Source organism: Pseudomonas sp. PDM28, from assembly GCF_019219115.1.
Classification (GTDB): Bacteria; Pseudomonadota; Gammaproteobacteria; order Pseudomonadales; family Pseudomonadaceae; genus Aquipseudomonas; species Aquipseudomonas laurylsulfatiphila.
Genome location: NZ_JAHUWG010000013.1, coordinates 50,021 through 70,455, shown reverse-complemented (window position 1 = coordinate 70,455; position 20,435 = coordinate 50,021). Strand labels below are relative to the sequence as shown.

The 20,435-nt window shown below is 61.1% G+C and carries 24 protein-coding genes; 14 read left to right on the top strand and 10 right to left on the bottom strand.

Translation table 11 applies throughout. The features are described 5' to 3' along the window. Positions 1-110 precede the first annotated feature (110 nt). Positions 111-902 carry an SDR family oxidoreductase gene (locus KW841_RS26960; RefSeq protein WP_218480388.1) on the top strand — a complete coding sequence of 264 codons (792 nt, stop codon included), beginning with the start codon at positions 111-113 and terminating at the stop codon, positions 900-902. Positions 903-1,003: 101 nt separating this feature from the next. Continuing rightward, positions 1,004-1,996 carry a pyridoxal-phosphate dependent enzyme gene (locus tag KW841_RS26955; RefSeq protein ID WP_218480387.1) on the top strand — a complete coding sequence of 331 codons (993 nt, stop codon included), beginning with the start codon at positions 1,004-1,006 and terminating at the stop codon, positions 1,994-1,996. On the opposite strand, the gene KW841_RS26950 is transcribed toward KW841_RS26955, so the two are convergent. After that, positions 1,990-2,310, bottom strand: coding sequence for a DUF2388 domain-containing protein (locus KW841_RS26950; RefSeq protein WP_007973734.1), 321 nt, complete (start codon positions 2,308-2,310; stop codon positions 1,990-1,992). The genes KW841_RS26955 and KW841_RS26950 overlap by 7 nt on opposite strands. 155 nt (positions 2,311-2,465) lie before the next feature. Between KW841_RS26950 and KW841_RS26945 the strand changes: the two genes are divergently transcribed. Together KW841_RS26945 and KW841_RS26940 are read left to right on the top strand one after the other, a co-directional pair. After that, on the top strand, positions 2,466-3,575 hold the full coding sequence (locus tag KW841_RS26945; RefSeq protein WP_218480386.1) for an NAD(P)/FAD-dependent oxidoreductase: 1,110 nt from the start codon (positions 2,466-2,468) through the stop codon (positions 3,573-3,575). Between the two features lie 72 nt (positions 3,576-3,647). Continuing rightward, the gene (locus KW841_RS26940) at positions 3,648-4,244 is read left to right on the top strand and encodes a DinB family protein (RefSeq protein WP_218480385.1); all 597 of its coding nucleotides are present in this window, start codon (positions 3,648-3,650) and stop codon (positions 4,242-4,244) included. Here KW841_RS26940 and KW841_RS26935 read toward each other — a convergent pair. The 3 genes from KW841_RS26935 to KW841_RS26925 form a co-directional block, all read right to left on the bottom strand. After that, positions 4,165-5,085, bottom strand: a complete 921-nt coding sequence (locus KW841_RS26935) for a LysR family transcriptional regulator (RefSeq protein WP_007973738.1) — start codon at positions 5,083-5,085, stop codon at positions 4,165-4,167. The genes KW841_RS26940 and KW841_RS26935 overlap by 80 nt on opposite strands. Positions 5,086-5,259: 174 nt before the next feature. Beyond that, entirely contained in the window at positions 5,260-5,622 is a 363-nt protein-coding gene (locus KW841_RS26930; protein WP_218480384.1) for a DUF6124 family protein, read from the bottom strand. A gap of 429 nt (positions 5,623-6,051) precedes the next feature. Continuing rightward, positions 6,052-7,008 (bottom strand): LysR substrate-binding domain-containing protein, encoded by a 957-nt coding sequence (locus KW841_RS26925; protein WP_218480383.1) that lies wholly within the window; start codon positions 7,006-7,008, stop codon positions 6,052-6,054. A gap of 223 nt (positions 7,009-7,231) precedes the next feature. Here KW841_RS26925 and KW841_RS26920 point away from each other — a divergent pair, with 223 nt between their 5' ends. The 3 genes from KW841_RS26920 to KW841_RS26910 are packed head-to-tail and all read left to right on the top strand — an operon-like array spanning position 7,232 to position 9,485. Next, complete coding sequence (locus KW841_RS26920; protein WP_218480382.1) at positions 7,232-8,248, top strand: aldo/keto reductase; 1,017 nt, start codon at positions 7,232-7,234, stop codon at positions 8,246-8,248. Positions 8,249-8,250: 2 nt separating this feature from the next. Then, positions 8,251-9,048, top strand: coding sequence for an SDR family NAD(P)-dependent oxidoreductase (locus KW841_RS26915; RefSeq protein ID WP_218480381.1), 798 nt, complete (start codon positions 8,251-8,253; stop codon positions 9,046-9,048). A gap of 26 nt (positions 9,049-9,074) precedes the next feature. Then, complete coding sequence (locus KW841_RS26910) at positions 9,075-9,485, top strand: SRPBCC family protein (RefSeq protein WP_218480380.1); 411 nt, start codon at positions 9,075-9,077, stop codon at positions 9,483-9,485. A 161-nt stretch (positions 9,486-9,646) separates the two neighbouring features. On the opposite strand, the gene KW841_RS26905 is transcribed toward KW841_RS26910, so the two are convergent. After that, positions 9,647-11,050: a HAMP domain-containing sensor histidine kinase gene (locus tag KW841_RS26905; protein WP_218480379.1), complete on the bottom strand. Its 1,404-nt coding sequence runs from the start codon at positions 11,048-11,050 to the stop codon at positions 9,647-9,649. After that, positions 11,028-11,711 (bottom strand): response regulator transcription factor, encoded by a 684-nt coding sequence (locus KW841_RS26900; protein WP_020796732.1) that lies wholly within the window; start codon positions 11,709-11,711, stop codon positions 11,028-11,030. Before KW841_RS26900 ends, KW841_RS26905 begins: the two co-directional genes overlap by 23 nt. Positions 11,712-12,312: 601 nt before the next feature. On the opposite strand from KW841_RS26900, the gene KW841_RS26895 reads away from it, so the two are divergent. Next, positions 12,313-13,242, top strand: a complete 930-nt coding sequence (locus KW841_RS26895) for a hypothetical protein (protein WP_218480378.1) — start codon at positions 12,313-12,315, stop codon at positions 13,240-13,242. Positions 13,243-13,487: 245 nt separating this feature from the next. On the opposite strand, the gene KW841_RS26890 is transcribed toward KW841_RS26895, so the two are convergent. After that, positions 13,488-14,093, bottom strand: a complete 606-nt coding sequence (locus KW841_RS26890) for a glutathione S-transferase (RefSeq protein ID WP_218480377.1) — start codon at positions 14,091-14,093, stop codon at positions 13,488-13,490. Between the two features lie 382 nt (positions 14,094-14,475). Here KW841_RS26890 and KW841_RS26885 point away from each other — a divergent pair, with 382 nt between their 5' ends. The 3 genes from KW841_RS26885 (at position 14,476) to KW841_RS26875 (ending at position 17,198) form a co-directional block, all read left to right on the top strand. Then, positions 14,476-14,880, top strand: a complete 405-nt coding sequence (locus tag KW841_RS26885) for a TraR/DksA C4-type zinc finger protein (RefSeq protein ID WP_007935965.1) — start codon at positions 14,476-14,478, stop codon at positions 14,878-14,880. A gap of 233 nt (positions 14,881-15,113) precedes the next feature. Then, a complete protein-coding gene (locus KW841_RS26880; protein ID WP_371319544.1) occupies positions 15,114-16,721 on the top strand; it encodes a methyl-accepting chemotaxis protein in 1,608 nt (535 codons plus the stop codon). A 273-nt stretch (positions 16,722-16,994) separates the two neighbouring features. Continuing rightward, complete coding sequence (locus KW841_RS26875) at positions 16,995-17,198, top strand: hypothetical protein (protein WP_102701451.1); 204 nt, start codon at positions 16,995-16,997, stop codon at positions 17,196-17,198. A gap of 5 nt (positions 17,199-17,203) precedes the next feature. Here the strand turns inward: KW841_RS26875 and KW841_RS26870 are convergent, their stop codons facing one another. From KW841_RS26870 to KW841_RS29835, 3 genes are all read right to left on the bottom strand, one after another. Beyond that, complete coding sequence (locus tag KW841_RS26870) at positions 17,204-17,440, bottom strand: DUF2789 domain-containing protein (protein ID WP_007973758.1); 237 nt, start codon at positions 17,438-17,440, stop codon at positions 17,204-17,206. A gap of 132 nt (positions 17,441-17,572) precedes the next feature. Further along, positions 17,573-17,803 carry a hypothetical protein gene (locus KW841_RS26865; protein ID WP_007973761.1) on the bottom strand — a complete coding sequence of 77 codons (231 nt, stop codon included), beginning with the start codon at positions 17,801-17,803 and terminating at the stop codon, positions 17,573-17,575. A gap of 161 nt (positions 17,804-17,964) precedes the next feature. Then, a complete protein-coding gene (locus KW841_RS29835) occupies positions 17,965-18,213 on the bottom strand; it encodes a hypothetical protein (protein ID WP_256357971.1) in 249 nt (82 codons plus the stop codon). Positions 18,214-18,625: 412 nt separating this feature from the next. Here KW841_RS29835 and KW841_RS26860 point away from each other — a divergent pair, with 412 nt between their 5' ends. The 3 genes from KW841_RS26860 (at position 18,626) to KW841_RS26850 (ending at position 20,431) form a co-directional block, all read left to right on the top strand. After that, complete coding sequence (locus KW841_RS26860) at positions 18,626-19,096, top strand: hypothetical protein (RefSeq protein ID WP_007986246.1); 471 nt, start codon at positions 18,626-18,628, stop codon at positions 19,094-19,096. Continuing rightward, a complete protein-coding gene (locus KW841_RS26855; RefSeq protein ID WP_218480376.1) occupies positions 19,096-19,299 on the top strand; it encodes a hypothetical protein in 204 nt (67 codons plus the stop codon). Before KW841_RS26860 ends, KW841_RS26855 begins: the two co-directional genes overlap by 1 nt. A gap of 118 nt (positions 19,300-19,417) precedes the next feature. Next, complete coding sequence (locus KW841_RS26850) at positions 19,418-20,431, top strand: ABC transporter substrate-binding protein (RefSeq protein ID WP_218480375.1); 1,014 nt, start codon at positions 19,418-19,420, stop codon at positions 20,429-20,431. Positions 20,432-20,435 lie beyond the last annotated feature (4 nt).

Here is a 20,435-nt window from a genome sequence, read left to right as displayed (position 1 = left end):
AATGGTATGTCCTAAAAACGTACTTTAAACGTCATTTGAGACGGACGTAAGTCCCTTTATAACGGACGGCACCCGGCGAATCTCTCGCCTCACCCTGGAGGAATTGCACCATGGCTCTCTCATCCAAAGGCACTGCACTGATCACCGGCGCTTCTTCGGGCATTGGCGCGGTGTATGCCGACCGCCTGGCCCGCCAGGGTTACGACCTGATCCTGGTGGCCCGCAGCCGGGGCAGACTCAATGCCTTGGCCAACCATCTGAGCGACCAGACCGGGCGCAGCGTGGAGGTGGTGGCCGCCGACCTGATGAACAAGGCGGATTCGCTGCGGGTCGAACAGATCCTGCGCAACGACGCCAGCATCACCTTGTTGGTCAACAACGCCGGGGTCGGTGGCGTCATGCCGCTGCTCGCCAGCCCCGTGGACGACATGGCAGCGATGGTCAGCCTCAACGTGACGGCGTTGATGCGCCTGGCCTACGCCGCTGTACCCGGCTTCGTTGCCCGGGGCGCCGGCACCGTGGTCAATATCGCCTCCATCGTCGCCATTGCCCCGGAAATCCTCAACGGCGTGTACGGCGGGACCAAGGCGTTCGTCCTGGCCCTGAGCCAGTCGATGCAGCATGAACTGGCGGATAAAGGTGTACGCGTCCAGGCGGTGTTGCCGGGGGCGACTGCCACCGATTTCTGGAGCGAGGCCGGCAACCCGGTGGAAAACCTGCCGCAGGAGATCGTGATGTCCGCCGAAGACATGGTCGATGCCGCGCTCGCTGGCCTGGCGGCCGGTGAAACGGTGACCATCCCGGGCCTGCACGATGGCGGCCAGTGGGATCGTCACGAAGCCCAGCGCAAGACGCTGTCCGGGTTGTTTGGCAACAGCGTGGCGGCGCCGCGTTATCGCTGAGACTGTCCCCGGACCGGGTGAACTAAACTTGCATGAGAGGACCGTTCACCGCTGGCTCGTCGACCTGTCTGGCGAGCCGGTGGCGTGTAACAGGAACCGACATGCTTCACATCCGCACGCCTTTGATTCTGCACCCTGGCCTGTCGACCCCGACTCGCCGCATCTGGCTGAAACTGGAAAACCTGCAACCTGGCGGCTCGTTCAAAATACGCGGCATCGGCTTGCTGTGCAGCCGGGCGGCGCAGCAGGGCAAGCGCAAGGTGGTCTGTCCCTCCGGCGGTAACGCGGGGCTGGCCACGGCCATGGCCGCCGCCTGCCTGGGGCTCAAGGCCTGCATCGTGGTGCCGCACACGACCCCGCACAGCACCCGGGCGCGGATCAGCAAGACCGGCGCCGAGGTGATCGAGCACGGCAAGGTCTGGGACGAAGCCAATCAATGGGCCCGGGAACTTGCCCAGGACCCACGCAGTGAATTCGTGCCGGCCTTCGACCACCCGGTGTTGTGGGAAGGGCACAGCACGATGGTCGATGAAATCCTTGCCGACTGCCCGCCAGTGGATGTGCTGGTGGCATCGGTGGGCGGCGGGGGCTTGCTGGCCGGGTTGCTCACCGGCCTGATTCGTCATCGGCACACCGATTGCCGCATCGTCGCCTGCGAAACCGAAGGCGCGGCGTCATTCGCCGCGGCGGTGGCGGCCGGGCATCCGGTCAGACTGCCGAAAATCGACACGGTCGCTACGTCCCTGGGGGACGCGCAAGTGGCCGCCTGGCCGGTCAGGCACATCGGCGATTTCCCCTATGAGTGCGTGGTGCTCAGTGATGATGAGGCGATCATGGGCGTGGTGCGTTACGCCAATGATTTGCGTCAGCTGGTCGAGCCGGCGTGCGGCGTTTCATTGGCGATCGCCTACCTGGATCACCCGGCGATTGCCGACGCCCATGACGTGGTGATCGTGGTGTGCGGCGGGGTGAGTATCAACGCGCAGCTCGTGGCCGGGTGGGCACGCATGTCCACTGGCACGCACGCAAGGCAGGGCTGGAAACGCTATCCCGGTGTCACAAGCCCCACCGCTGGCGATGACGGTCTTCAGTGATCGGTGGCAACGCCTTCCTGGACGAGGATGGCGCGGGCCAGGTCTTCGTCGCTTGCGTTGTTGAGGGCGGGATTGTCCTGACGGATTTTTTTCAATACCGCTTCCAGATAAGCACCACGAATCGCACCGCCGCTGGCGACGAAGCTGGAGGCGTCATCGCGGGCGGGAATCATGAGTTTGTGGTCTTTGAACGTTGAGTACAGCGAGGCGGAAACCCCGGCGGAAGTGGCGACGTCACCGGCATCCACTTTGGCCAGAGCCGAACCTGCGGGCAAACAAAGTACCAGTGCAGAGATGATAAATAGGCGGCGCATGACGGTGTCCTCCGACTGCATGAAGCATAAGGGATGTATCACATAGTTTAGGATACGTGGCAGTCGACGAGAGTTCCGTGACGTCTGTGGCGAGAGTTCTGCGACGAAAACTCTGTGGCGTCGTCGACGAGAACCGGTGAGGGAGGGCAGGGTTGTTGAACGTCGATATTCAAAGCGTGGTGATCGGGGCCGGCGTCGTCGGGTTGGCGGTGGCCAGGTGTCTGGCCATGAGCGGGAGGGAGGTGCTGGTGGTCGAGGCAGGGACTGGCATCGGCACGGGTATCAGCTCGCGCAACTCGGAGGTGATTCATGCCGGTATCTATTACCCGGAAGGCAGCCTCAAGGCGCAACTGTGCGTGGACGGCAAGCGGCGTCTCTACACCTATTGCGATGAGCACTGTGTCGATTACCGGCGCGTGGGCAAGCTGATCGTAGCCACCGACGAGCAGCAGCGTGCGGCTTTGCAGCGCCTGTTGCAGCAGGGGCAGCTCAATGGTGTCGATGACCTGCAATGGCTCGACAGCGCACAGGCTCGGGAACTTGAACCGGCGTTGTCCTGTGTCGCGGCACTGTGGTCGCCCTCTACCGGCATCGTCGATTCCCACGGGCTGATGCTGGCACTTCAGGGCGACGCCGAGCGGTTCGGTGCGACGCTGGCCTTGCGCACGCCGTTGCTGTCGGCCCTGTGCCTCGACCAGGGCTTCGAGCTGCACATGGGCGGCAGCCAACCCATGACCCTGCGCTGCCGCGAAGTGATCAACTGCGCGGGGCTGTCCGCTCCCGAGGTGGCGCGCGCTATCGTCGGTCTGCCTGCACAGTGTGTTTCCCAGGCGCATCTGTGCAAGGGCAGCTATTTCAGTTTCAGCGGCCGGGCACCCTTTCGGCACCTGGTGTATCCGGCCCCGGAGAGTGCGGGACTGGGCGTGCACATGACGCTGGACCTGGGCGGGCAGGCGCGCTTCGGGCCGGACGTTGAATGGGTCGAGCACATTGATTACCGCGTCGAACCCCGCCGGGCCGAGAGCTTTTATCAGGCGATCCGCCGTTATTGGCCGGGGTTGCCGGACAACAGCCTGCAGCCGGCCTACAGCGGCATTCGCCCGAAAATCAGCGGACCGACCGAGCCGGCCGCCGATTTTCTCGTCAGCGGATGCGCCGAACATGGTGTGCCGGGGCTGGTGAATCTGTTCGGCATCGAATCGCCGGGGCTGACCAGTTGCCTGGCGCTTGCCGAGTACGTGGTAAAACGCCTCGACGACCGATGATCGGTGCTGACCCTGCCTTGCGGGCATCGGGTCTATGCTAGGGAGTGCGCTTACTGCCATCGGAGACCTCTGATGATCACTGTACGCACTGCCTGCCTGCTGGCCGATTACAAACGCTGGGCCAATCAGCGTCTGTTTGACAGCCTTGCGGCGCTTCCTCCGGGCGAAGTCAAAAAACAACGGGTGTCGGTGTTCAACAACATGATCGGCACCCTCAATCATGTCTACGTGGTGGATTGCATCTGGCGCGCGCACCTTGAAGGCCGGGGACATGGCTTCAAGACCTCGCACGATCTGCTGCATGCCGACCTGTCGGAACTGCGCCAGGCGCAAAAAGAGATCGATCGCTGGTACTGCGACTGGAGCGCCCGGCAAACCGATGCCTCCCTGGACAGACCGGTGGAGTTCACCTTTGTCTCGGGCGAAAGCGGCACCATGAGCGCCGGTGCGATGCTGATGCATGTGGTCAACCACGCCAGTTATCACCGTGGCTGGGTGGTGCAGATGTACTTCGAGATTCCGGCCATGCCACCGGTGACCGACATGCCGGTGTACCTGCGCGAATCCGAGCCGGTGGTCCTGCAGTCGATCAATGCCCCGACGGTGGCGCCGCCATGTGCTGTGCAATTTTCGAACGCAACCAGCGTTCTGCCGGATCGTTATCGCTGACCCCGTTCCAGACCATCGACAGTTCGGACAGGTTGATCTCAAAGGGCGCATCGTCCGCCCGTAACTGGCTGCTGCCTTCGATCAGCGCACTGGCCGCATAATCCGGTACGGTGGCGAGCATGTCGGTACCCGCCAGCAACGCCCGCAAACCCGCGAACTGTGGCACCGCCAGCACCACCCGACGTGAACGGCCGATGCGGGCCAGGTCATTGTCGATGGCACCGCTCAGATCCCCGGAAAACGACACCAGTGCGTGAGGGCGTTCGCAGAACTCGTCGAGGGTCAACGGGCCGGGCCGGTCATCGCCGCGCAGGATCTTCACACTCAGGTCGCGCAATTTCTTGCGTTTGGCGTTGGCCGGCAATTCCGTGGTGTAGCTGATACCGACGGAAATCTCGCCGCTGGCCAGCATCGACGACATCAGCAGGAAATTCACCCGGCGCACCACCACCACAACGTTCTGCGCTTCTTCGCGAATCTGCTTGAGCAGCGGCGGAAAGAGCCCGAATTCGGCGTCGTCGGACAAGCCGATGCGAAACACCTCGCGACTGGTGGAGGGCTCGAAATCCTTGGCCCGGCTGACTGCCCCGGAAATGGTGTCCATCGCCGGCTGCAACTCCTTGAGAATCTGCAACGCTCGCGGGGTCGGCTCCAGGCTCCGACCGTTGCGCACCAGCAGCGGGTCGTCGAACAGATCGCGCAGCTTGGCCAGCGACGCACTGACAGCAGGTTGACCGAGGAACAGTTTTTCCCCGGCCCGGGTCAGGTTCTTCTCGAACATCAGGGTTTCGAAAATCACCAGCAGGTTCATGTCCACGCGGCGCAGGTCGTTGCGGTTCATGGTGATGGCTCGGTGGGGGTGGTTTTTTTCAGTAAAGCAGCAAACCCTGCGGAATCTAGCGTTCGCTGAATACCTGTGGGAGCGAGCTTGCTCGCGATTGCGGAGCATCAGGCACATCATCGTTTACTGATGCTCCCTCATCGCGAGCAAGCTCGCTCCCACACGTTCGGTGCTTTATTCAGGCGGATCGAGTCGATCCAGCGCCCGGTTCACTGCCAACTCACCCAGCATGATGACCTGAGCGATGCCCAGCAGCGTGTTGCGATGCGAGCCCTCCAGAAAACCCGCCAGATCGTTGGTCATCACATTGGCCGAAGCCAGTGATTCGCAGGCGTGGGCCAACAGGGATTCGGTGTCGATGTCGGGGTTGATGATGAACATCGTGGAAGGTTTGTGAGGCACGGCCATGATGTTGGCGGCGGGGTTGAGGTAGTGATTGAGGGCGCGTTCGGCGGCTTCCTGGAATTGCTTGGAGTCGGGGCTTGCGTAGGGGGAGGCTGGATCGGTTTCTGGCGGGTTGGGTGTTGGTTTGATCATCGATAGAACTCCAGTACTGTAAAAATTGGAGCCATCACTTTCGCTACCAAACGAAGGGCGGTGGCCATGCACAGGTTGGTAGACCGGAGTACTGGAACCGGCGCCCCCGAAGAGGCCCTGCGCATGACGACCATAAAAGCAGCAACTGCTTGAAGTGGCGCTACGCGCAGTACTCCGGGCTACCAAACCCGATCGCTGTTTTTCAGCGACCGGCTAACGATAAAGCCCGGACTCAAGGCGCGTAAGCCGGCGGATTCTGGCGTAACCGTAGGCAATGACGCAAGGCGCTGTAGCTTTCATCAAATTACGCTGACAGCTGTTAAACAAGGGCGGTCAGTCGATGTTTAATGTGCGGATGTCACGACAAAAACATGGCTTTGGGCTGAGCACGAAACCTGTGGGAGCGGGCTTGCCCGCGATGGCGGAGTGTCAGCCGACGCTTTTGTTGGCAGGTAGATCGCAATCGCGGGCAAGCCCGCTCCCACAGTGTTGTGTGTTGGATTCAGGCTCCGTCAGCACCTTCCTGAAAGTCTCCACCAACGGCCGCAAATTGATCCGGTGCCACGCCGCCCACAGCGGTCGGGTGAGGGAAATCCACGGCACTTCCCGCAGCACCACACCCGGCGGTGCGTTGCGGCTCAAGCCTTTCTGGATCATGGCGATGCCCAGTCCCGAGGCCACCAGTGCCATGGCGGTGAACGGGCCGGTGGCTTCCATGCGGATATCCGGGGTGAAGCCGGCGCGGATGCAGGCGCTGACGAAGTTTTCGCGGCTGGCGACATTCTGGTGTTGCACGCCAATCCACTCCTGACCAGCGAGGTCTGCCGGGGTCAGCACGGCCTGCTGTGCCAGCGGATGGTGCGCGGGCAGGGCCAGCAGCATTGGGTCGTCCAGCACCTGGAAACCCAGCAGGTCCGGGTCGTCTTCGGCCGGTGGTTCGCTGACCAGGGCGATGTCCAGGCTACGCTGGCGCAAGCCTTCGAGTTGTTCGGCCGAGCGCAGGTTGTACAGCGCCACGTGTACGTTCGGCCGGTTGACCCGCAGCACGCGCAAGGCATTGGGCAGCACGCCGGCGTGCATGGCATTTTCGATGTAGCCGATGCACAGGCCGCCTTCCTCGCCGCGCCCCAGGCGTTTGCCGAGGGATTCCAGGCGATTGGCGTGGGTCAGCAGGGCGCGGGTTTCGGCGAGGAAGGTCTGGCCGTCGCGGGTCAGGCGAATGCGTTGCTGGCTGCGCTCGAACAGGGTCAGGCCGAGGCGTTCTTCGAGCTGGGCGATCTGCCGGCTCAGGGGCGATTGGGAAATATGCAGGCGTTCGGCGGCGCGCCCGACGTGCTCTTCCTCGGCGACGGCGACGAAGTAGCGCAATTGGCGTATGTCGATCATGTCAGACCTTCAGGGACTCAAGTGCTGCACATTATGTCTTGGACGGTCCGATGCTTGCAATCTAGGATCGGCTCAACGGTCACCTGCAACGAGGTGACCCCTCTGTAGGAGCCGGCTTGCCGGCGATAGCGGTTCGTCAGGCGACACCTGCTTCGGCTGTTCCGGCGCCATCGCCGGCAAGCCGGCTCCTACAGGTTGACCTGATACTCAAGAGGACTCATTCATGAGCTTGAAAGACAAACTGCCCGGCGCGCTGGGTTTCGGTACCGCACCACTGGGCAATATGTTCCGCGCCATTCCCGAAGACGAGGCGATGGCCACCGTCCATGCCGCCTGGGACGCCGGTGTGCGTTACTTCGATACCGCGCCGTTCTACGGTTCCGGCCTGTCGGAAATTCGCCTCGGCGCCGCATTGGCCCGCTACAACCGCGACGACTATGTACTGAGCAGCAAGGTCGGCCGGGTGATCCTCGATGAAGTCGAAGACACCGCCGCCCGTGACCTGGGCGAGAAGAGCGGGGTGTTCGAGCACGGCCTGCCGAACAAAATCGTCAACGACTACAGCGCCGACGCGACCCTGCGTTCCATCGAAGACAGCCTCAAGCGCCTGCAAACCGATCGCCTGGACATCGTCTGGGTCCACGATATCGCCCAGGACTTCTACGGCGATCAATGGCTGGAGTACTTCAACCAGGCCCGCACCGGCGCGTTCAAAGTGCTTACACGATTGCGCGAGGAAGGTGTGATCAAGGGCTGGGGCCTGGGGGTGAACAAGGTCGAACCCTGCGAGCTGACCCTTGATCTGAGCGAAGCGCAGCCGGACGGTTTTCTGCTGGCGGGTCGCTACACTCTTCTGGACCATGATCGCGCCTTGCAGCGTTTGATGGACGCCGCCCTGGCGCAGCAGGTCGAAATCGTGGTCGGCGGTCCTTACAGCTCGGGCATCCTGGCCGGTGGCGCGCACTTCGAATACCAGAAGGCCAGCCCGGCGATCATCGACAAGGTCGAGCAGATCAAGCGCATCGCGGCGGCCCATGGCGTCGACGTCAAGGCCGCCGCATTGCAGTTTTCGCTGGCCAACCCGGCAGTCGCCGCGGTGATTCCTGGTTCCAGCCGTCCGCAGCGGATTGCCGAAGACGTGGCCGCGTTGTCGGCGGTGATTCCCGCTGCTTTCTGGCAGGCGTTGCGTGAGGCGAAGCTGGTCTCCGAGCGCGCGCCCTTGCCCCTCATTGGAGCTTGAACATGAAGATTGATTTGAGTGGAAAACTGGCAGTCGTCAGTGGCAGCACCGCCGGCATCGGCCTGGGCATCAGCCAGGCACTGGCCGAGGCGGGCGCCACGGTGGTGGTGATCGGCCGCGATACGGCCAAGGTCGAGCAGGCACTGGCGAGCATCCGTCAGCGTGTTCCTGCTGCGCAATTGCGTGGCGTGACCGCCGACCTGGGCACCGCCGAAGGCGCCGAAAAACTGTTCGCAGCCGAACCTCGGGCAGACATCCTGGTGAACAACCTCGGGATCTTCAATACGGTGGATTTCTACGACGCCCCGGACAGTGAGTGGACGCGCTTCTACGAGGTCAACGTGATCTCCGGTGTGCGCCTGTCCCGGCACTACACACCGGGCATGGTCAAGCAGGGGTGGGGGCGAGTGATCTTCCTGTCTTCGGAATCCGGCGTGGCGACCCCGGCGGACATGATCAACTATGGCGTGACCAAAAGCGCCAACCTCGCCGTGTCCCATGGCCTGGCCAAACGCCTGGCCGGCACCGGGGTGACGGTCAACGCGATCCTGCCCGGCCCGACCTTTACCGATGGCCTGGAAGACATGCTCAAGGACGCTACGGCCGAATCCGGACGCAGCGCCCGGGACGAAGCCGATGCGTTCGTGCGCAAGGCCCGGCCGACGTCGATCATCCAGCGCGTGGCGGACGTCGAGGAGGTTGCCAATCTGGTGGCCTACATCGCTTCGCCGTTATCCTCGGCCACCACCGGTGCTGCCTTGCGGGTCGACGGCGGTGTCGTCGACAGCCTGGCCATCTGAACCTTATTGATTGGAGAAAGCATTTTATGGCAACTGCAACAGCCTTCATCGACATCCCGGCTTCGGCCGAGCAGGTCTGGCAATTGATTGGCGGGTTCAACTCGCTGCCGGACTGGCTGCCGTTCATTCCCAGGAGCGAGCTCAGTGACGGCGGGCGCGTGCGCAGCCTGCAAACGGCGGATGGCGCGGTGGTGGTCGAACGCCTGCAAACCTTCGACAACGCAGGCCGAACCTACAGCTACTCGATTGAGCAAGCACCCTTTCCGGCGACTGATTATCTGGCGACGATCAAGGTCGAGGCGCAAGGCGAGGGCGCGCGGGTGACCTGGTCCGGGCGGTTTGAACCGGTGGGTGTGAGCAATGAGGAAGTGGAGGCGTTGTTTACCGGGATTTATTCCGGCGGACTGCAAGCATTGCGGGCCAACTACCCGGCCTGATTCACCCCGCGGAAAACACCACCAATCCCCTGTGGGAGCGAGCTTGGTCCGGGCGGCGTTCCGACGATGACGGTGTATCAGGTAAAAATATATCGCCTGACACTCCGCTATCGCGAGCAAGCTCGCTCCCACAGGGGGTGATCATTGTTTGTAAGCGTTTGTCAGGCCTGTGGAATCAAACTCTCCCGACAATCAAGCACCAGCCGCGCACCGCCCAGTTCGCTGCTGCCCACCTCCAGCGTAAATCCGTGCAGGCTGACAATCGCCGCGACGATGGACAGGCCCAGCCCGAAGCCGGTCTTTTGATTGCCGACCTCGGCGCGATAGAAACGCTGGAATACCGCTTCACGCTCCGCCTCGGGAATGCCCGGGCCTGAGTCGAGCACTTCGATCCGTGTATGCCCGCCAGCATTGACCCCGCGCAGGATCACCGCACCACCGGGCGGGGTGAACTTGATCGAGTTGCTGAGCAGGTTCGCCACGGCTTCGAACAGCAGCGCCCGGTCGCCATTGAGAGGTGGCAATGACGCGGGCAGGTGCAGTTGGAAAACCAGGCCGTCGTCTTCCGCCAGGGGCAGGTAGAACTCATGCAGTTCCTGCAGCAACGCCACGGGGTCCAGTTGCACGAAACCGGAGCGGCGCCGGCGATCTTCCAGTTCGGAAATCCGCAGCAGGCCACGGAAACGCGCCATCAGCGTGTCGGCCTCGGCCAGCACCAGGTCCAGTTGCATGGCCTGCGGCGAGCCCTCGCCGGCTTGCTGCTGCATGCGGTAAAGCTGCGCGCGCAGACGAGTCAGGGGCGTACGCAGGTCATGGGCGATGTTGTCGCACACGCCCTTGACCTCATGCATCAGGCGCTCGATGCGTTCGAGCATGGCGTTGACGATGGCGGCGAGCATGTCCAGCTCGTCACGCCGATTGGACAGTGGCAGGCGCCGGCTCAGGTCGCCCGCGACTATGGCTTCGGCACTGGCCTGGATCCCGCGGATGCGGCGCAACGGTCGGCGCCGCAGCAGATACCAGCCGACGATGCCCGGCAGGATGGTCAGGGTCACCCCCCAGAACAGCGCGTGCAGAATGATGCGGGTCACGGCGAACAGCGAACCGTTGTCGCGCACCAGCACCAGCCAGCGGCCGTCGAGGGTGCGGGTCGCCACGGCGTCGCAACTGTCGGCGGGCAGCGTCAGGTCATCATTGTCGCCGGAGGCATCGCAGTCGCGCAGCATGTGGATCTTGCCATCGAGCGGCAAGCCGTCCGGAATGTAGCGCAGGGCGCCACTGAGGTAACGGTGCCGGGCATCGAACAGGCCGTAGGCGTCGATGCCGCGGATGTCGAAGGTCATGCTGACGGCGAGGGCGTCCACCAGTTGCTCGCCCGAGAACCGCGAAAACAGGTGCTGGCGCTGCATCAGTGAGTGCTTGGCCAGATTGTCCAGGTAAGCGGAAACCTCGTAGTACATGACCCCCATGAGGATCCCGCTCCAGATCACGAACAGCGAACTGTAGAGCGCCAGCAAACGGCTGCTGGAAGAGCGCCAGCCTTTAGACGGGTTCGGCAATGACATAACCGGAGCCTCGCACGGTCCGAATCAGTGGAACATTGCCAGGCGGGTCGATTTTCTTGCGCAGACGGCCGATGTGTACGTCGATCAGGTTGGTGCCGGGGTCGAAGTGGTAACCCCAGACTTCTTCGAAAATCATCATCCGCGAGAGGATTTGCCCGGTATTGCGCATCAGGAATTCCAGCAGTTTGTACTCGGTGGGCAACAGCGTCAGCAGTTGACCGTCGCGGCTCGCTTCGTGGCTGATCAGGTTCAGTTCCAGGTCCGCCACCCGCAACGTGGTGGCCTGGGCGGTCACGGTGTTCTGCCGGCGCAGCAGGACTTCGACCCGGGCGGCCATTTCATCGGTGGCGAAGGGTTTGGTCAGGTAGTCGTCGCCGCCGGCGCGCAAGCCACGCACGCGTTCATCGACGTCGGACAGTGCGCTGATCATCAGGATCGGTGTCGCCACACCCATGGTCCGCAGCGTGGTGACGATCGCCAGGCCATCGAGCTCGGGCAACATGCGGTCGAGGGTGATCAGGTCATAGTTGCCGCTGACTGCCCGCTCCAGCCCTTCACGGCCATTGTCGACCCAATCGACGTCGAGGCCGTGGCTACTCAGTTCGGCGACAATTTCCCGGGCGGTAACGGCGTCGTCTTCGATGGTCAAGATGCGGGTCATAAGGCTGGCCTGATTTGCAGTTCAATACGAAGTTGCGAGCATTTTGCCAAGAAAAAACCTCGACTTAATAAATTAACTTTCATCTGGACGGGGTCGCTTCACGCATTCCCGGGGAATTGTAGGAGCCAGCCTGCTGGCGATGGACTCAAGTGCGCCACGTTTATCCAGTTCACACGCGTAATCGTTAACGACCATCGCTGGCAAGCCAGCTCCCACAAGGGGCCATGCCCACGCTGAAACTGTAGGAGCCAGCCTGCTGGCGATGGACTCGAATGCGCCGCGTTTATCTAGCTCACACGCGTAATCGTTAACGACCATCGCTGCGATGCGGCGACCCGACAAGCCAGCTCCCACAAAAGACCGCAAAGCCTCAAAAAAGGTTGTCTGACCCCTGTGGCAATAAAAGCTATAAGCGCAAATAACCCATGCATAAAACCCGTTGGCTCAACCTGATCCTTGCAGTTTGCATGGGGCCGGGAAGTTCAAACTTTCTAAACGATTGAAGCGCAACGATTTATTCAAAGTGCGTGACTGGCACGGTGACTGCAATTCCTTCCTCGAAGAGTTGTAACACCATCTTTCTGCCTGGAGCGATATAACTATGAATAGATCCTCTGACGGTTTCTATCCCGCCATGGATGAGTCCACCACGCTGTCCGGCGTGTCCTGGGGGGCGATTTTCGCGGGTGCCGCTGCCGCGGCGGCGTTGTCGCTGATCCTGGTGTTGCTCGGCTTTGGCCTGGGTTTTTCGGCGGTATCGCCTTGGGCCAATGAAGGCGTGAGCGCCAAAAGCCTGGGGATCTCGACCATTGTCTGGCTGGCATTCACCCAGATTGTCGCTTCGGGGCTTGGCGGTTACATCGCCGGGCGACTGCGGGTGAAGTGGGCGTACATGCACGGCGATGAAGTTTACTTTCGCGACACGGCCCATGGTTTTTTGGCCTGGTGCGTGGCGACGCTGGTGACGGCCACGCTGGTCGCCGGGTCGGTCAGCAGCCTGGTCGGCGGTGGCGTGCAAGTCGGGGCGAACATGGTCGGCGGTGCCGCCAGTGCCGCGACGCAAGCCGTGGGCACTGCGGCGGGCAATACCCAAGGCGATGAGTACGGTTACTTCGTCGACAGCCTGTTCCGTGATGATCGCCCGGTTGCCGTCAGCGATGATGCGGCCCGGGGTACCGTCACCCGGATCTTTGTGCGTTCCCTGAACAGGGGGGAGCTGGCCGCCGAAGACCGGACTTACCTGGCGCAACTGGTCGCACAACGGACCAACCTCACTCAGGCCGACGCCGAACGTCGTGTCGATGAGGTCTATGCCCGCACCCAGAAAGCCGTGGCTGATGCCAAGCTGGCCGCTCAACAAGCCGCTGACACCGCTGCGAAAGTGGCGGCGTGGACCACGCTGTGGATGTTCGTTGCGCTGCTGGCCGGTGCGTTTTTCGCCAGCCTTGCCGCAACCTTCGGCGGTCGTCGTCGGGATGCGGTGGTGTATCTGGAAACCGATACCTACGTCACCACTGCATCGATTCGTTAATCCAGGAGAACTACCATGCGTTCATTACTGCTGTTCTTTCTCGGCGTGCCGATCCCGATCATCATTTTGATTGCGTTGTTTGTGCATTGATTCGACTGCCGCTTCTGCCTTTGGGTGAAGCGGCGCTTTTGCTTAAGCCATCGCGAGCAAGCTCGCTCCCACAGGGAATCACGCTTTCCTGTGGGAGCGACGGTGCGGCGATCCGACTTGCTCGCGATGGCGGTCGATGAGGCGAAACGAATCCGTCAGTCAATCGGCGTACTGACAAACACCTCAAGCCCTTCGGCATACGCCGTGAACGCGGCGATCCGCGGAAACTGCGCCGCAGTCACCTGGTCCGGCACCACCAGGTTGGTGAAGCTCCAGGCCACCGCTAGCGTGATACCGTCCTGCTCAATCGAGCCATCAATCTTCAGCGGCTGCTTTTCCAGCTCTCGCTCCAGCGCCGAATACGCCGCCACCAGCTGTCCTTCAACCCGCTGCACCCAAGGCTCGAACTGAATTTCCGCCGGCCGCAGGTTGCGCTCGTAGTAAAGCTGCACGGATTTTTCGCTGGCGGCCAGCGCCAGGCCGATCAGGCGCAACGCGCGCAGACGCTGAGCCGGTTCGACGGGCATCAGGCTGTTATCGGCCAGGGTTTCCAGGTAGTCGATGATCAGCGTCGAGTCCATCAACACTTCACCGTCATCCAGCACCAGCGTAGGTGCCTTGACCACCGGGTTGATCTGCCGGAATTGTTCGAAGTGGCGGAACACCGAGACCGATTGATGTTCCAGCGTGATTCCCAGGCATTTGGCAGAAATGGCGGCGCGCCTGACATAGGGCGAGTCCAGCATACCGATCAGCTTCATGGTCCTTTCCTTTATATGGCCATTTCGGGAGGGACAACCTTAGCTGAGGTTCGCAGCCATGCAAATGGCAGGGAAAAAGGCGGGGAAAATGGCCCCGTGCAGGCCGTTTGTCTTCTATATACAGCCGCTCGATTGAATTTCTTGCTATAAACGCACTCCGATTACCGCCTCAAAGCCTGCCGTAGAGCATTTTCAGGGCTTTGTCGGACAAATTCGCTGTCTTTTCAGTTGCTGAGGCCTCAAGTCGGCCTTAGACTGCCGCCCCTCGTAAATTGAGTGCCGGGTGGCGCTTGGAACAAACGGCGCCTTTCCGATGGCCTGCCCAGGTCTGCCGGAACGCTCCCTTATTCGCCTTAATGCACGTTTTTTTATAGAGATATCAATGACAAAGGACAAGTTGCTGGCCATGCCGGCGGATGACTACATGAATGCCGAGCAACATGCTTTTTTCTCCGAGCTGTTGCAGAACATGAAAGTCGAAACCCATGAGCGCATCGAACAGAACCGCATCGCCATCGAAAGCCTGGACACCCCGGCCGATCCGGCAGACGCGGCTTCGGTCGAAGAAGAGCGCACCTGGCTGGTGAACGCGATCGATCGCGACCAGCGCATGCTGCCTCAGTTGGAACAAGCCCTTGAGCGCATCAAGGAAGACAGCTTTGGCTGGTGCGACGACAGCGGCGAGCCCATTGGCCTCAAGCGCCTGCTGATCAGCCCGACCACCAAGTACTGCATCGAAGCTCAAGAGCGTCACGAGCAAATCGACAAGCACCAGCGTCAGGCCTGATTCTGTCAGGCAGCCCTGTTGAACCGGGCTGCCTGAAAAGATCGCAGCCTGCGGCAGCTCCTACATTTGTTCCGTAGGCGTTGCTGCAGGCTGCGATCTTTGTTTTCTGCCGTCTGCGATTTCCCGATTCTTCTATTGATCTGCTGCAACGTTCGCGACTAAAGGCTCATGGATAATGGCCTTATGCCGGCGTTTAATGCGGAGACAACAATTAGAAGTTTTCCGGGGTGACGATGATGACTAGAGACGGGTCTCTGGCTGCGGCAGTGCCTGCACCAGTGCTGTTGCCGAAAAACCGCTGGCTGACACCGACGCTGCAAAGCATCGCCTTGATGCTGTTGTTATGTGGCATGTCGTTGGGCGGTTGGTCGCTCTACCTTGGCCTGACCCTGGCCGTCCTTATCATCTGGCTGCCTCGCTTGCGTTCGCGTGCGACCCCACAGGCAGCTTCCCCCGACAACCCCGATGCCATCGGCGAGTTGACTCGCGATCTTTCCTACACCACCAGCCATAACGCGCTTTCGGCCGCCGGGGTGGCGTTCTCGGTTCGGCAACTGGCGGAAAAACTGCAATCGCAGCTCTCGGCGGCGGCACAGATCGTCAGCAACGCCGAGGTCATGATTACCACCGAACACGCCACCTCGCTGCTCAGTCGCCAGGCGCTGAGCGCCGCCAGTGAGGCTCATCAATGCGGCGCGGTGGGGCGTACGGAACTGATCGAGTCCATTGCCCGCATGCATCAGCTCAGCCAGCGCGCCAGCAACAGCCGTGAACTGATCGAAGCCTTGAGCCTGCGCAGCGATGATATCCAGCGCGTGACCCTGGTGATTCAGTCCATCGCCAGCCAGACCAACCTGTTGGCGTTGAACGCCGCCATTGAAGCGGCGCGGGCGGGGGAGCACGGGCGCGGGTTTGCGGTGGTGGCCGACGAGGTTCGCGGGCTTGCCGCGCGCACGGCGACCGCGACGGGCGAAGTCGGCGAGATGGTGGCCGATATCCAGCAACGTACCGCACAGGTGGTGGAGCAGATCCGCCAACTGTCCAGCGACCTCGACACTGGCGTCGAGCAGGTCGAGCGCACCGGGCAGCACCTGGAGAACATTGCCCGTCTGGCGGCCAGTGTCGAGTCCCAGGTCGGGGAAATCGCCCAGGGCGCAGACACCAACCGTGAACAGCTCGACAGCCTGTTTCACGCTATCGAACAGATGCGCAGCGACCTGGCGGTCAGCGACCAGCAGACTCAACGTCTGGCCCAGGCGGCGGTGCAAATGGAAGGGCAGGCCGAAACCATCAGCGAGCGACTGGCCGAGGTGGGGCTGGATGATTATCACCAGCGGATCTATGACCTGGCCCGGGAAGGCGCGAGCCGGATTGCAGAGCGTTTCGAGGCGGATATCGATGCCGGTCGAATCAGTCTGGACGATCTGTTCGACCGCAACTACCAGGTCATCCCCAATACCAGCCCGGCCAAGTACCAGACGCGTTTCGACCGCTACACCGATCAGGTCTTGCCAACGATCCAGGAACCCTTGTTGCCGCGTCACGAAGGATTGGTGTTCGCCATCGCCTGCACCCAGCAGGGTTATGTGCCGACCCACAACCATGCGTTCAGCCAGCCGCTGACGGGGGATGCGCAGGTCGATGCCTTGCAGAACCGGACCAAACGCAAGTTCGCCGACCGCACCGGAATCCGCTGCGGCAGCCATCAGAAGGCCGTGCTGCTGCAAACCTATACCCGCGACACCGGCGAATTGATGCACGATCTCTCGGTGCCGATTATGCTCAAGGGCCGGCATTGGGGCGGTTTGCGCCTGGGCTACAAGCCGGAAAAGCCGCGCTAGAAACTCCGGGTTGCCGGGTAATGCTGTTCAACTGTAGGAGCGAGCTTGCTCCGGGCGGCGTTCCGACGATGGACTCAAGAGCGCCGCGTTTAGTCAGTAAACCCGCGGCATCGTTAACGACCATCGCGAGCAAGCTCGCTCCTACAGTGGATCGGGTTGCCGGGTGATTGTTACAAAACCTGCAATTAACCTGTGCAGCGTTTTGCTGTTTCCTCGTCGAAAATTTAACTAGCATGCCTATTAATTAGGTTGCTAATGAAGTTCGAGGTCAGCATGCAAGGCAAAGTTGATGTCGCGGTCATGATCGGCAGCGGCGTACCTGCCAATCTGCGCTCCATGGGACGCAAGGTTTGCTGGGTGGTGTTGCTCAATGGCGAGCGCCGGGGCACGGCGTTCTCCAGTCGCGACGAAGCGGAGGAGTGCAGGGCTGCCTGGTTGGCGCAATTGAACGCCGAACGACCGGACAGCCTGCATTGAAGTGCTCAGTGGGTCTGGTGCATGCGCAGGTTCAGGTCGTCGACCACCCGCGCCCAGTCTGCGTCTTCGCGCAGTTGTTCCTTGAGGAAGCCGGCCTGCTGCGGTGACCAGAACTCGGCGTCGATGAGCTTCTTGTCGTCGGGCAGGGAATGGCCGGCAATGAAGTCGTCGATCGCTTTCTGGCTCGAGTCCAGGCCGAGCTGGTCGAACAGGCCTTTCAAGTCATGTGTCGGTGATTCCATCTTCATCTCCTTGCAGGTCATCAGTCGGGTCGAGGGGCGACGTGCGGTCTCCTGGTTTCGAGGGCGCCGCACGGGTGGAGTTCGATCACGATGTTCAAACGCAACACAGAGCATAGACCGCCAATCCGGCTATCAGGCTTTCAGTGCCCCGGCATCGACCGCCGCCTTCAGTTCCCTGGCCGATTCCTGGGCCGCAATCGCAGCGACATCCGGGGTTTTGAACCAGCGATCCTTTTCGACCTGGTGATAGGTCACGGTCTTGAGCGGTGGTTTGGCACGCATGACAATCACGGCCTGGAATTCACCCTCGACTTCTCTGGCTTCACCCCGGATAAAAAACTCGCCGATATCAAATTCCGTCACGTTGCAGACTTCCCCTGGAAATACATTGTTGTTGTCAACGCCATCCGATTGGTTGCGGATCCGTTTTATTGGGCGGGCAGTATGGCAGTAGTTGCCCGTCGACGGCTGAGATAAGTCGACGGGCAGACCAAACGTCGATGAAAATGAGCGCGGCGGGCCTGTCAACCCTGTGATTCAAGAAACCGGGCGAGGGCGCAGGCTTCGTTATGATTGGCTCGGAAACCTCTTACACAGCCTGTAGAACTATCCTTGATGTGAAAGAAGGCAATGCCCGCCATCACCACCTGAAAGCGCAGGCGGGGAGGGACATCCGGAAGCGGTTCAGAACGGCCGAACGGTAACGGCTGCGAGAACGCTGCTGTTTCCGAGTCAGGCAGCAAGGGATAGGCAAAGTGTGTCAGTGTGCACATATGAAGTCCTTTTCATTGTTTTACCGACGTGTGTACGTCGTTTTGGCTAGTCTCCAGGAGCATCGCTGCTCTAGAATCACCCGTACTGGTGGGTGAATGATGTTTATCTAAAGCAATTTTTTGCTGATGATATGTAGGAAAATTTGTTCTCTTGGTGAGATTTTTCCCCGAAGTTGATAGTCCATAATTTTCTGGCAGCAGGAAGGGCGTTTTCCTTCAGCCTGTGACGAACGCCAGTCAGGACGACGCGAGTGACGTTCCAGTAGTCTTCTCAAGCTTCGTGATGAATGAGTGCACTGCTCATTCAGGACTTCAATCCGGGTTCTCTGGCTACACCTTCGGCATTGCCGCTTTTTTGGCTGTGCGATTATTTTCGCGTACGGCACCATTTTTCAGATGTGGGGATGTTTCCTTGGCAGTAAGTAATCTCGATATGCATGCCCTGTTCGTGCTGGGCGATTTGCGCGCAAAGCTGGTCAAGCAGTTTCAGTCACGTTTCGTTTACATCACCGAACAGAACGCTGAAGGCATTTACATTGCCGAAATCGACACCGAATCAGCCCTGGTGGTGGACGACAAGCCCGGACTCAAGCTCAAGGTCGGCGATCATTTCAGCGCCTCTGTGCTGCCCAGTCGCGAAGGCGGCAAGCTGGACATCAAGTTCCGCGACATCAAGCTGACGGTTTACGGCATTGGCGATTACGCCTTCGTGACCACGGCCGACGGTCAGGGGATCGTGTTCAAGGAAGGTCACAGCGTGGTGATGGTGTTTGCCGCCCACCAACAGTTGCAGGAAGGCCTGACCAAGACCCTCAAGGCCGTGACCGCCAAAGCGGCCAAGTGGCGCAAGGGCGAGCTGGTGACCTTCAAGGCCAGCGAGTGATGACCCTGACCCGCGCCGACTTCCACGAACAGAACCTGGCCAGCGCTCAAGACGAAGCGCGGCGGCTGTTCGGGCAGAAGACACTTCTGCAAGGAGCCTGGCTGAACTGGGTGGCGTCACAGCTTTACCAACTGCAACCGGCGCCCTACGCCAGCATGGTCAGACGTGAGCTGGCGCGTTTGCAGGAAACGTCCGAAAACTGATCCACGCACCTCGAAAACGGGAACCTCTACTACAGTCATTGGACTGAGTATTCAGAGGCTTCGCGGTCTACTGCCAGGCCATCCTGCTATTGCTGTGAACAGCACGAGGTGCAAAAGCATGAACGGATTTCGACGGTTGCTGGCTGCTGTCCTGGCCACTTTCGGTTTGCTGGCGACACCCGCCCCGGTGTTTGCCGCCCAGGCGCCGATCCACTTTGCCGACCTGAACTGGGAAAGCGGCAGCCTGATCACCGATGTCCTGCGCATCATTGTCGAGAAGGGCTACGGGCTGCCCACCGATACCTTGCCGGGCACCACCATCACCCTGGAAACCGCGCTGGCCAATAATGACATCCAGGTCATTGGCGAGGAGTGGGCCGGTCGCAGCCCGGTCTGGGTCAAGGCCGAAGCCGAAGGCAAAGTCGTCAGCCTCGGCGACACGGTCAAGGGCGCGACCGAAGGCTGGTGGGTGCCGGAATACGTGATCAAGGGCGACCCGGCCAAGGGCATCAAGCCGCTGGCGCCGGACCTGCGCAGTGTCAGCGACCTGCCGCGCTACAAAGACGTGTTCAAGGACCCGGAAGCCCCGACCAAGGGGCGTTTCCTCAACAGCCCGATCGGCTGGACCTCGGAAGTGGTCAACAAGCAGAAGCTCAAGGCGTACGGCCTGGACGACAGCTACGTGAACTTCCGCAGCGGTTCGGGCGCGGCCCTGGATGCAGAGATCAGTTCGTCCATTCATCGTGGCAAGCCGGTGCTGTTCTACTACTGGTCGCCTACGCCGTTGCTAGGCCGCTTCAAGCTGATTCAACTGGAAGAGCCTGCGTTCGACGCCGAAGCCTGGAAGACCCTGACCGACGCCGACAACCCCAATCCACGGCCGACCCGTTCCCTGGCTTCGAAGCTGTCGATCGGTGTGTCCACTCCGTTCCAGAAGCAATATCCGCAGATTGCCGAGTTCTTTGCCAAGGTCGACTTTCCGATCGACCCGCTGAACAAGGCGCTGGCCGAAATGAGCGAGAAACATACGCCGCCGCGCCAGGCAGCGCAGGCGTTCATGAAGGCTCACCCGGACGTGTGGCGCGCCTGGCTGCCCAAGGATGTGGCGGACAAAGTCTCCGCCGCCCTGTAGGCGC